The 11,212-nt window shown below is 39.4% G+C and carries 11 protein-coding genes and 1 tRNA gene; 9 read left to right on the forward strand and 3 right to left on the reverse strand.

The genetic code is table 11. The features are described from left to right. On the reverse strand, positions 1–1,530 hold the full coding sequence (gene guaA / locus U5907_00575) for a glutamine-hydrolyzing GMP synthase (protein ID WRQ33159.1): 1,530 nt from the start codon (positions 1,528–1,530) through the stop codon (positions 1–3). A gap of 66 nt (positions 1,531–1,596) precedes the next feature. On the opposite strand from guaA, the gene typA reads away from it, so the two are divergent. The 7 genes from typA to wzx all read left to right on the forward strand — a co-directional run bounded on the left by typA (position 1,597) and on the right by wzx (position 8,106). Then, positions 1,597–3,402 carry a translational GTPase TypA gene (gene typA, locus U5907_00580; GenBank protein WRQ33160.1) on the forward strand — a complete coding sequence of 602 codons (1,806 nt, stop codon included), beginning with the start codon at positions 1,597–1,599 and terminating at the stop codon, positions 3,400–3,402. 47 nt (positions 3,403–3,449) lie between these two features. After that, on the forward strand, positions 3,450–3,974 hold the full coding sequence (locus U5907_00585; GenBank protein WRQ33161.1) for a DUF177 domain-containing protein: 525 nt from the start codon (positions 3,450–3,452) through the stop codon (positions 3,972–3,974). Positions 3,975–3,993: 19 nt separating this feature from the next. Beyond that, a complete protein-coding gene (gene rpmF / locus U5907_00590; GenBank protein ID WRQ33162.1) occupies positions 3,994–4,176 on the forward strand; it encodes a 50S ribosomal protein L32 in 183 nt (60 codons plus the stop codon). A gap of 122 nt (positions 4,177–4,298) precedes the next feature. Continuing rightward, entirely contained in the window at positions 4,299–5,291 is a 993-nt protein-coding gene (locus U5907_00595) for a beta-ketoacyl-ACP synthase III (protein ID WRQ33163.1), read from the forward strand. 13 nt (positions 5,292–5,304) lie between these two features. After that, positions 5,305–5,379, forward strand: a tRNA-Arg gene (locus U5907_00600). 105 nt (positions 5,380–5,484) lie between these two features. Next, positions 5,485–6,750: a DcaP family trimeric outer membrane transporter gene (locus U5907_00605; GenBank protein ID WRQ33164.1), complete on the forward strand. Its 1,266-nt coding sequence runs from the start codon at positions 5,485–5,487 to the stop codon at positions 6,748–6,750. A gap of 9 nt (positions 6,751–6,759) precedes the next feature. Next, positions 6,760–8,106: an O-unit flippase-like protein gene (gene wzx / locus U5907_00610; protein ID WRQ33165.1), complete on the forward strand. Its 1,347-nt coding sequence runs from the start codon at positions 6,760–6,762 to the stop codon at positions 8,104–8,106. A gap of 32 nt (positions 8,107–8,138) precedes the next feature. On the opposite strand, the gene U5907_00615 is transcribed toward wzx, so the two are convergent. Then, positions 8,139–8,270: a hypothetical protein gene (locus tag U5907_00615; GenBank protein ID WRQ33166.1), complete on the reverse strand. Its 132-nt coding sequence runs from the start codon at positions 8,268–8,270 to the stop codon at positions 8,139–8,141. 123 nt (positions 8,271–8,393) lie between these two features. Between U5907_00615 and hydF the strand changes: the two genes are divergently transcribed. Both hydF and hydE read left to right on the forward strand, forming a co-directional pair. Further along, positions 8,394–9,623: a [FeFe] hydrogenase H-cluster maturation GTPase HydF gene (gene hydF, locus U5907_00620; GenBank protein ID WRQ33167.1), complete on the forward strand. Its 1,230-nt coding sequence runs from the start codon at positions 8,394–8,396 to the stop codon at positions 9,621–9,623. After that, complete coding sequence (gene hydE, locus U5907_00625; GenBank protein WRQ33168.1) at positions 9,620–10,666, forward strand: [FeFe] hydrogenase H-cluster radical SAM maturase HydE; 1,047 nt, start codon at positions 9,620–9,622, stop codon at positions 10,664–10,666. The genes hydF and hydE overlap by 4 nt, the downstream gene beginning before the upstream one ends. Before the next feature lies 1 nt (position 10,667). On the opposite strand, the gene U5907_00630 is transcribed toward hydE, so the two are convergent. Next, positions 10,668–11,189 carry an FMN-binding protein gene (locus tag U5907_00630; protein ID WRQ33169.1) on the reverse strand — a complete coding sequence of 174 codons (522 nt, stop codon included), beginning with the start codon at positions 11,187–11,189 and terminating at the stop codon, positions 10,668–10,670. Between the last annotated feature and the right edge of the window lie 23 nt (positions 11,190–11,212).

Consider the following 11,212-nt stretch of genomic DNA (forward strand, 5'->3'; position numbering starts at 1 on the left):
CTATTCCCACTCAATTGTAGCTGGTGGCTTGGAAGAGATGTCGTAAACAACTCTGTTTACCCCTTTAACCTTATTTATTATATCATTAGAAACTTTTGCAAGAAACTCATAAGGAAGGTGTACCCAGTCTGCTGTCATTCCATCTGTTGATGTAACAGCCCTGAGGGCTATTGTATATTCGTAAGTCCTCTCATCTCCCATTACGCCTACACTCTTTACAGGAAGAAGAATTGCAGCTGCCTGCCAGACTTTATCATAAAGTTCGCTCTCTTTCAGTGAGTTTATGAAAATATAATCGGCCTCTTTAAGTATATTAAGCTTCTCTTCATTTATTTCTCCCAAAACTCTGATACCTAGACCAGGACCGGGGAATGGGTGTCTTGAAATAAGAGAGTGTGAAATTCCAAGTTCTCTTCCAACCCTTCTTACTTCGTCTTTGAACAGGGACTTGAGGGGCTCTACAACTTTCAATTTCATATAAGCAGGGAGACCGCCCACATTGTGGTGAGATTTTATTGTTGCTGAGGGGCCGTTTACTGATACCGATTCTATTACATCCGGATAAATTGTCCCCTGAGCGAGCCAGCTTACATTCTCTATTTTATGTGATTCTGTGTCAAATACATCAATAAATGTCTTACCTATTGCTTTTCTTTTCTTCTCTGGGTCAGAAACGCCTCTTAATGACTCCATAAATCTTTCACCAGCTCTGACTCCAATGACATTTAGTCCCATATGTTTATATGAATCAAGAACTGACTCAAATTCATCTTTTCTTAAAAGGCCGTTATCTACAAATATGCAATACAAATTTTTCCCGATTGCTCTGTTAAGAAGAACTGCTGCAACAGTAGAGTCTACACCTCCGGATAAGCCTAATATAACTCTGTCGTTTCCCAGTTGTGATTTAAGGCTGTTAACGGTTGTTTCGATAAATGATGCCGGAGTCCAGCTTCCGGTACATCCGCAAATATTCATTGCGAAATTTCTAAGTATATCTAGTCCGTTTGTTGTATGATAAACTTCCGGATGAAACTGAACTGCATATGTCTTCTCTCCCTCTATTCTGTATGCTGCTGTTGCAATATCCTCTGTTGTGGCTACAGGTATTGCCCCTTTTGGCAACCTGGTGATTGTGTCGCCGTGTGACATCCAGACTTGAGAGCCGGATTCAATTCCACTGAAAAGGGGGCAGGTGGGATCGTCAATATTCAGGATTGCTCTGCCATACTCTCTTGTTACAGATGCATTTACATCTCCTCCGTAATGTTTTGCCAGATATTGAGCACCATAGCATACTGCAAGGAGGGGCAGGGTTCCCTTAACCAAACTCAGGTCCACCCGGGGAGCCATCTCATCTCTTACCGAAAAAGGGCTTCCGGACAAAATAACACCTTTAACATCTGAATCCAGTTGAGGAATTTTGTTAAAAGGAAATATCTCACAATAAACATTTAGTTCTCTTAATCTTCTGCCTATCAGTTGTGTAAACTGTGAGCCGAAATCAACGATAATGATTTTTTCTGTCATGGGGAGGAGTTTTTCTTGAAATCGGGGGCAAAAATAATATTTTATATCTACTTTTGCGGCCACTATATGCAAAAAATACGAAACATAGCCATCATCGCACACGTCGATCATGGCAAAACCACATTGGTGGACAAGATGATACAGCAGGCAAAGATTTTCCGTGATTCGGAAAAAGTTGTCGACCTTATCATGGACAACAACGATCTTGAGAGAGAGCGAGGAATAACGATACTTGCAAAGAATGTATCAGTACCATACAAGGATTACAAAATTAATATTATTGACACTCCCGGGCACGCCGATTTTGGAGGTGAGGTAGAGAGAGTTCTCAATATGGCAGATGGAGTTCTTTTACTGGTTGACGCCTTTGAAGGGACAATGCCTCAGACAAGATTTGTACTTCAGAAGGCTATCCAGATGGGCAAGAAGCCTGTTGTGGTAATTAATAAAGTTGATAAACCTAATTGCAGACCGGATGAGGTTAATGAGCAGGTTTTTGACCTTATGTTCAGCCTGGATGCTACAGAGGAGCAACTTGATTTTAAAACAATTTATGGTAGTGCAAAACAGGGGTGGATGTCCAGGGACTGGCGAAATCCAGCCCAGGATATTACTGCACTTCTGGATACTATTATAGACGAAATTCCCGAACCGGAAGAGCTTGAGGGAACTCCTCAAATGCTTATTTCTTCACTTGAATACTCTCCCTATGTTGGCAGAATAGCTATCGGCAGACTTCACAGAGGTATTCTAAAGGCTGGTATGAACCTGACCCTTTGTAAAAGAGACGGAGTAGGGATGGATAAGGTTAGAATAAAAGAGCTGATGGTCTTTTCAGGGCTTGAAAAAGCTAAGGTAGACTTTGTTAAAAGTGGTGATTTGTGCGCTGTGGTTGGAATTGAAGGATTTGAAATAGGTGACACTCTTGCAGATGCTGAGAAACCTGAGGCACTTCCTCCTATTGCAATTGATGAGCCAACAATGAGTATGCTCTTTACAATAAATGATTCCCCATTTTTTGGGAAAGAGGGTAAACTTGTTACATCAAGACACCTAAAAGAGAGGCTTGAAAAGGAGCTGGAGAAAAATCTTGCTTTAAGAGTTAAAGATGGACAGACTGCTGATTCATTTATTGTTTACGGCAGAGGTGTTCTTCACCTTTCAGTTCTTATTGAGACAATGAGACGAGAAGGTTTTGAGGTTCAGGTTGGCCAGCCAAAGGTTCTGGATAAAACAATTAACGGACTCAGATGTGAACCTGTGGAGCATCTTACTATTGATCTTCCTGAAGATATGGTGGGCAGGGCAATAGAGATGGTTACAAGGAGAAAGGGTTCACTGCTTCACATGGAGCACAGGGGAGAGAGGGTTCATCTGGATTTTGATATTCCATCCAGAGGTTTGATAGGGTTGAGGAGCAATCTTATGACTGCTACTCAGGGAGAGGCTGTTGTTTCACACAGGTTTAAGGCGTACGAACCATTTAAGGGAGAAATTGAGAAGAGAACAAATGGTTCTCTTATAGCAATTGAGACGGGTACTGCAATTGCATACTCGATGGATAAACTCCAGGATAGAGGTAAGTTTTTTATTCATCCGGGAGATGAGATATATGCAGGCCAGGTTATTGGAGAGAATTCCCGCGGAGACGATATGGGGGTAAACCTCTGTAAAACTAAAAAGCTTACAAACGTTAGAGCTTCAGGAACAGATGACAAGGCAGTTTTAACACCACCAATCATATTTTCACTTGAAGAGGCGCTGGAATATATTCAGGAGGACGAACTGGTTGAATTAACACCAAAATCTATCAGACTTAGAAAGATATATCTTGATGAGAATGAGAGAAAGAGGAGAAAGAATCAACAATAGGTTTGAATTTTGAAAAATTAGATTAACTTTGCAGGCTCATTTTGGACATGAGTAAAGCAGTTCATAACGATTTTTTGATACCTATAAAGGGACTTTCAACCGGGAAACACAATTATAATTTCACGCTTGATACTCCGTTTTTTAGTCAATTTGACAACTCTCTGGTATCAGAGGCTCTTTTAACTGCAGAAATTGTGCTTGACAAACAACCTTTGTGGATAGGGATTTCGGGGAGAATAAAAGGAGATGTTTTAACTGAGTGCGACAGATGTCTTGATGAGCTTAGAGTCCCTTTAGATGCTGAAGTGAAGCTGATAGTTAAGTTTTCGCGTACAGAGGGAGAAGAGGATAGTGATGAGGTGATGATTCTGGAACCTGGCGAAGCAGAGCTTGATCTGGAACAGTTCTTTTACGATTATGTTTGTTTGAGTCTCCCTTTACAGAGAGTTCACCCTGAGGGTAAGTGTAATGGAGATATGGAGAGAAAACTAAAGGCTCTTTCAGGCAGTAATAAAGTAAAAGAGGCTGATGATTATTCACCTTTTGGTAAACTTAAAGATTTGTTGAATTAAATAGATAAAAGATAGAAAAATGGCACATCCAAAACACAGAATTTCCAAGACACGCAGAGACAAGCGCAGAACTCACTATAAAGCTGAGGTGCCTACGCTGGGAACTTGTTCAAACTGTGGCTCCGCAGTACTTTATCACAGAGTATGCCCAGAGTGTGGCTTCTACAGAGGTCGTCTTGTAATGGAAAAATCAAACGCGTAACTACCAGGTAGTTCAAAGTTGCAGTGTAATTTTGTTAAGCGCGGTCGGTCTTTTGGCACAAATTATGTGCAGATTCACCAGACCACTTATTAATTTACACTACAAACCTAAACCTGAAATTTATGAGTACCAAAAGAGCAATCATAACCGGAATTGAGGCTTTTCTGCCTGAATATATTCTTACAAATGATGAACTTTCCACAATGGTTGATACAACCGATGAGTGGATAATGACTCGGATTGGAGTAAAGGAGAGGAGAATACTCAAGGAGGATGGACTCGGTACTTCATATATGGGTGCTGAAGCTGTCAGAAAACTACTTGAAACAACAGGTACAAATCCGGATGATATTGATATGGTGCTTTGTGCAACCGTATCCCCTGATATGTTATTCCCTGCAACGGCTAATATCATTTCTGACAAAGTTGGTATTACAAATGCGTGGGGTTATGATATAAATGCAGGTTGTTCAGGTTTCCTCTTCTCATTTGCAACAGCGGCTGCCTTTGTTCAATCCGGACAAGCTAAAAAAATGATTTTGGTTACCGGTGAAAGGATGTCGGCAATGACCGATTATACAGACAGAACTACTTGCCCTCTGTTTGGAGATGCTGCAGTAGCAATGCTAATAGAGCCATCTGAGGATGATAGTGTAGGTCTGTACGATCAGATTTTGCGTGTAGATGGAATCGGAAGGCATTATCTCTACCAAAAGGCTGGAGGTTCTGCTTTTCCCCCTTCTCCGGAGACTCTTAAAAACAGAGAGCATTATATTCATCAGGATGGACAGACCGTCTTTAAGTATGCAGTAAGCAGAATGGCAGATGTCTCAGTTGAGATAATGGAGAAGCACTCTTTAAAAGCTGAAGATATTGCATACCTGATTCCTCACCAGGCTAACCTGAGAATAATTGAGGCTACAGGAAAAAGAATGGGGCTAACACCTGAGAAGATTTTGATTAATATTGAAAAATACGGAAATACTGCCGGAACTTCAATCCCGTTAGTCTTATGGGAGTCCAGTAAACTCTTTAAAAAGGGAGATATATTGGTATTTTCAGCCTTTGGAGCGGGATTTACCTGGGGCTCAATGCTCTATAAATGGGCTTATTAATAGTAAAATTGCCGGCCCTATAGTTCAAGGGATAGAACGGAAGTTTCCTAAACTTCAGATTCGCGTTCGAGTCGCGGTGGGGCTACCAAGGAGTGAAGATTTATCACTCCTTTTTTTCTGCTTCTAAATTAGTAAAAGGTGATACTTTCTTTTAAATAATGTATATTTGAATTATAATTCAAACTTTCCAACTATGAAAAAATTTCTAATTGCTTTAAGTTTACTGCTTTTTGCAGGTTCCGCACCGGTGAAAGCTCAGGAGAATAAAATCACCTATAAATTCGGGGGCTTTATCGAGTTTAAAAGCTATTTTGATGATTACAGATCGAGGGTCTCCAGGTATGATCATATTTATTTCTATCCACTTGCTCCAAAACTTAATACAAGTGGTACAGATATGAACAGTACAGGCTCTCTCAATTTTTCAGTTGCTACTTCCCGCCTTACTTTCACTGTGTCTGGAATGCGTCTTCTTAATGCAAACATAACATCATATATTGAAGCTGATTTCACGGGGTCTGCAGAGAACTATATAGGAATGCTCAATCTCAGACACGCATATATAAATATGGAGTGGGAGAAGAGTTCTCTTCTCTTTGGTCAGACAGATCACCTTAATAGCGTTAAAGAGGTTGTCGGGCAGACAGTCGGCTTTGGAGCAGGTTACCCCTTTAATCCTCTTAACAGAAATATGCAAATTAGATTTACCCATAAACTTGCTAAAGGTGTTGATCTGATACTTGCAGCCCATATGTTTAGCGGCCATAACTCATTAGGCCCTGCAAAAGCTCAGGCTCAGGCAGGACTCCCGAATCTGCAGGCACAACTTAAATTTGGTAATCCCGATAAGATATTCGGTGGGGTTACATTTGGGTATAAATTATTAAAACCGAGAGTCTCTGATAATTCAAACTTCTATAAAGAGACTATCGGCTCTTATGATATAAATGCCTTTTTCCGGGCAAATATCGCAAAAGGTTACACTCTCCGTTTGTGGGGTATTTATGGTGAAAACCTGTCTCATTTAGGAATGATTGGTGGATATGGTAAATATGTTGATTATCTCTCAAGTTCAACATCTCCAATAGGTGATTATCCTTACGCAAATATTAAGGCATACTCTACATGGATAGATTTCGAGACACCATCTTTTAATAATTTCAAATTTGGAGTTTTTGCTGGTTATCAGAAAAATCTTGGTACAAGCAAGAGTATGGATATGACATTTGTTGGTGGTGACTATGCCTTTGGTTTTTATAAAGATCCTAAGCTCAACTGGTTTTCCAGAATTTCTCCACGGGTGACATATAGTCTCACAAAGAAGCTTATCTTTGGTCTTGAATACTCTCTTTCTCATGCCAGATGGGCAAAGAGTGTAGATATGTACTTTAAACCTGTTGAGCAGTTTGATGTTAATCATAACAACAGGATAGAGTTCATGGCAAAATACCTGTTTTAGTAAACAAGAATGGAGTTAGGCAGGAGAGACTTGCTTTGGAATTACGGCGCCAGTTTTATGAGGGTGGCTTCTGCCCTCATAATTCTGCCGCTTATTTTAAAGATGCTCTCCACTGAAGATTACGGTTTGTGGAGTATAATGCTCAGTATAAAGGCAATAACTGAGCTTTTAGATTTTGGCTTTTCACCAACATTTTCCAGGGCTGTCACTTATATTTACAGTGGGGCAAAAAGTCTAAAGGCAGTTGGATTTGATCCTGTTGTTGATGGAGGAGAGGTTAATTACTCACTTCTGGGTGGTTTAATAAAGGCAGTTAAAAGGTTCTACGGTGGCGTTGCAATAATACTGCTTCTCTTTCTAGGGAGTGCAGGTATCCTCTATTTGGAACATCTCCTTTCCGGATACGGAGGCGATTTAATGATGGCAAGGATCTCATGGTATGCATACGGGGCACTCTTGTGCTATCAGTTTTATACATACTATTACGACTCTATGCTGGTTGGCAGGGGAATGATCAGAAGAGCCAGGCAAATTGTTGTTTTATCCCAGACATTACATATTGTCGTTGCATCAATTATGCTAAGTTTGGGTTATGGAATTATATCAATGGTTGCAGGCCAGGTTGTATCTGTTTTAGTAAACAGAATATTAGCATATAAAGCATTTTATGATAACCAGACATTGTCTGATTTGCGATCGGCTTCACCTTATGATTGGAGGGTTACCCTAAGAAACTTGTGGAGTACTGCTTATAAATCCGGTCTTACTGGGCTCAGCTGGATTATTTCAAACAGAATGCTTGCTGCATTTGCCGGTTTGTATATTCCTCTCTCTGTTATTGGAGACTATGGTCTAAGCAAACAGGTAGCAGAGATTACCTATACTCTCAGTGTTGTATGGTTTGTTACTTTTTACCCCAAAATTACTCAGCATAAAATTTCAAATAACAAACAGCAGTTAAGACGGATGTATTTTAAAGCTCTTTTTATTGCCTCTGCTGTTTTTATAGTTTGTCTCTCAGGAGTTCTTCTTCTTGGAGATTTTCTGCTGAACTTTATTGGTAGTCAGACTCATTTTATTTCATTATGGCTTCTTATTTTATTGATGTTTTCTGCACTATTTGACGGATTTACCTATATATCAACTTCACTTCTGCTGGCAGGGAATGAAGTCCCTCATTATAAGGCACAACTGTTAACAGCAATTTTTACGGTTATCTTATTGTTTCTGTTTTTACACTTTACGGATCTTGGAATAATCGCAATTGTACTGGTTCCATTTGGCTCCAATCTTTTGTACAATCACTGGAAATGGGCATCTGTTGTAATTACTTCTTTTAAAAAAGAGACCGATTAATACAAGATTAACCGGTCCTCTCATTCATTTCATTATTCAGCCAGAGTTCTGCCGGCGTCAAATCCCGAGAGAAAAGCCTCCCAGTTGAAAAGTACAAACAGAACAATAATTGCTGCAAGAGCAATAGCTACCCATAGTAATACCATTTTTTTGCTGGTTCTCATAATTTTTGAATTTGTTAATCCATGTCAAAATTAACTCTCATATTACCATTTGGGTAAATTGGTTAACTTTGAAGTGACGATTTTTCCAAAAACGGAGAATATATATTCAATTCTGGAATTACTATGAACAAACCTAAATATATTGGTGTCTTTGGACGACGAAATTCTGGCAAAAGTTCAATTATTAATAAATTGACAGGAGAGGAGGTGGCAATCGTATCTGACACTCCCGGAACAACTACAGATCCTGTTAAAAAGAGGATGGAAATTTTTGGGCTGGGCCCTACCGTATTGGTTGATACAGCCGGAATTGATGATGAGGGGGTATTAGGTGTAAAGAGGGTGGAGAAATCCAGGCAGATTATTAAACAAATTGATTTAGCTCTTCTTATATATTCAAATAATCAGTTTGAAAAATTTGAAAAGGAGCTGGCCTATAGTTTTATTAACGCCGGAATACCCTTTATTATTATTCATAACCAGTCAGATATTGTCCCTATGGAGAGTGATATTGCTCTTGAGCTTACAACAAAGTTCAAATGTGATATCATAGAGTTCTCTTGTGCTGTTCTGGATGATAAGGAACAAAAAGAAATGGTTGAAAACCTAATCTCTTTATTGGTCAAAAATTTGTCAGACAGTGCTTTAGTTAAAAGAGGAATGTTTGATTATTTAGTTAATCCGGGGGATAATATATTATTGGTAACTCCTATTGATAGTGAGGCTCCCGAGGGAAGACTCATACTTCCACAGGTAAATGCATTGAGAGAGATACTTGATTTGGGCGGGGTGGCAACTGTTCTTCAACCAGACCAACTTCAGAGTTTTTTTAGTTCTAATAAAACAGTTGTTAAACTTGTCGTTACAGACAGCCAGGCATTTCAGAGAGTAAATGAGGTTATACCTCCTAATATTCCACTGACCGGCTTTAGCATTCTGTTGGCTTACAGTAAATCTGATTTTGAAAAATATCTTGTGGGTACTCCTGTGATAGACAAGCTGCAAAATGGAGAGAGAGTCTTAATTCTGGAATCATGTTCTCACCATAGTTCCTGTGATGATATTGGAAGAGTAAAAATTCCCTCTTTACTGAAAATGAGGAGTGGCGCATCTATAGAATTTGATGTAGTAGCCGGGCTTGACCAGATAGTAAAACCGGTAACGGATTATGCGCTTGTTATTCAGTGTGGGGGATGTATGGTTACTCAGAGACAGTTAAGGGCCAGACTTAAGGATGCAATTGATGCCGGTATCCCTGTTACAAACTACGGGATGACTCTTGCTTGGTGTATGGGTATTTATGAGAGGGCTATAGAGCCGTTGATGACAATTATTAAAAGAGATCAACAATGAAATTAAGGGGAATTTCCACCAAAGAGGAGATTATTGAAATATTAAACCAGAGGGAGCCTGATGTAATTAACCAGATAACACAAGAGGCTTATAAGGTTAAAGTTGAAAATATCGGGAGTAAGGTTTTTCTGAGAGGGTTAATTGAATTGTCAAATATTTGTGTTAAAAATTGTCTCTATTGCGGAATTCGCAAAGATAATAATCATGTTCACAGATATGAACTTACTGAAAACCAGGTGCTGTATGGAGCTGAGTTTGCAATGAAAGCCGGTTACGGATCATTAGTTCTTCAGGCAGGGGAGAGAACATCTCCTGAGTACACAAGGTTTGTAACAAAGCTTCTGCAAAGGATAAAAGAGATTTCAGCCGGTAAACTTGGTATTACACTTTCACTTGGGGAGCAGAGTATTGATACTTACAAAGAGTGGTTTGATGCGGGAGCTCACAGATATTTGCTCCGGATTGAGACATCAGATCCGGTTCTCTATTCAAAAATCCACCCAAACAATAGTACTCACTCTTGGGAGAGAAGGGTCCGTGCAATTAAGGATCTTATTAAGGTGGGCTATCAGACAGGAACAGGGGTGATGATTGGCCTGCCCTACCAGACTATAGACAATCTTGCAGACGATCTTCTGTTTATAAGAGATATGGGTGTTCATATGGTTGGAATGGGACCCTATCTCAAACATTCAGAGACCCCTTTAGGGCAGTTGGGTGTGAATTCTACTGATCTGGATATGACTTTGAAAATGGTATCGGCTCTAAGATTGCTAATGCCAAAAATTAATATTGCCGCAACTACTGCAATGCAGGTTATTGATCCTTACGGAAGGGAGAGGGCGGTATTGGCCGGTGCCAATATTATAATGCCTAATATGACAATAACTGAGGTTCGTGAAGATTACCAAATTTATGAAAATAAACCAGGCATAAAAGATGATGCAGATATCTCAAAGAGTAAACTTGAGGAGAATCTGTCAAAAATGGGTATCGAAATTGGATGGAATGAATGGGGAGATTCAAAAGCGTTCAAGAGCTGATTTAAAATCTATTTTCGTAAGCTTTTCTTAGAATTATATCAATGTTTCGCCTTATGGAAACGGCTGTGATAGTGGCGCCGGAGTAACTGTCGGGAGATGCCTTAGCATTCATGGCATCCTTAATGGTCTTACCCTCCCATGAGGCAAAAAATTTATTATGTTTGAGCATCTCAACATAGGATTGGGTTTCATAATGTGATAAAAGGGTAACTCGTTTGATTGTTTTCTCCTTATCCAGTATTATCAATACAGGAGTTGCTGAGTGATAACCTTTTATCCCTTCTGAGTATGGCTTACTGGAAATACAATAGCCAAGAGTTTGTTTTTGGTTATCGACTATTTTATGCCAAACATCGTTAATTTGAGCCAGCTCATGTGCTTGAGGAAATATTTTTTTAACCTCCTGGAATCCTGAAATCTCTTTTAATACAGGAATTTCATTTCCGTTTCCTCTGTGCTGAGAAAAGATAGGGTTAATAGATTGAGCTAAAATAAAGAGATAAAGCAGAGCGATTTTTTTCATTTTAATATTCATTTAGTATAGTT

This window comes from Bacteroidales bacterium MB20-C3-3 (assembly GCA_035609245.1).
GTDB lineage: Bacteria > Bacteroidota > Bacteroidia > Bacteroidales > UBA932 > Bact-08.

What these genes read in the sequence shown, in the direction of transcription:
- typA (WRQ33160.1), top strand. Translation starts at nt 1,597, where the DNA reads ATGCAAAAAATACGAAACATAGCCATCATCGCACACGTCGATCATGGC.
- rpmF (WRQ33162.1), top strand. Translation starts at nt 3,994, where the DNA reads ATGGCACATCCAAAACACAGAATTTCCAAGACACGCAGAGACAAGCGC.
- U5907_00585 (WRQ33161.1), top strand. Translation starts at nt 3,450, where the DNA reads ATGAGTAAAGCAGTTCATAACGATTTTTTGATACCTATAAAGGGACTT.
- hydF (WRQ33167.1), top strand. Translation starts at nt 8,394, where the DNA reads ATGAACAAACCTAAATATATTGGTGTCTTTGGACGACGAAATTCTGGC.
- wzx (WRQ33165.1), top strand. Translation starts at nt 6,760, where the DNA reads ATGGAGTTAGGCAGGAGAGACTTGCTTTGGAATTACGGCGCCAGTTTT.
- U5907_00605 (WRQ33164.1), top strand. Translation starts at nt 5,485, where the DNA reads ATGAAAAAATTTCTAATTGCTTTAAGTTTACTGCTTTTTGCAGGTTCC.
- U5907_00615 (WRQ33166.1), bottom strand. Translation starts at nt 8,270, where the DNA reads ATGAGAACCAGCAAAAAAATGGTATTACTATGGGTAGCTATTGCTCTT.
- guaA (WRQ33159.1), bottom strand. Translation starts at nt 1,530, where the DNA reads ATGACAGAAAAAATCATTATCGTTGATTTCGGCTCACAGTTTACACAA.
- U5907_00595 (WRQ33163.1), top strand. Translation starts at nt 4,299, where the DNA reads ATGAGTACCAAAAGAGCAATCATAACCGGAATTGAGGCTTTTCTGCCT.
- hydE (WRQ33168.1), top strand. Translation starts at nt 9,620, where the DNA reads ATGAAATTAAGGGGAATTTCCACCAAAGAGGAGATTATTGAAATATTA.
- U5907_00630 (WRQ33169.1), bottom strand. Translation starts at nt 11,189, where the DNA reads ATGAAAAAAATCGCTCTGCTTTATCTCTTTATTTTAGCTCAATCTATT.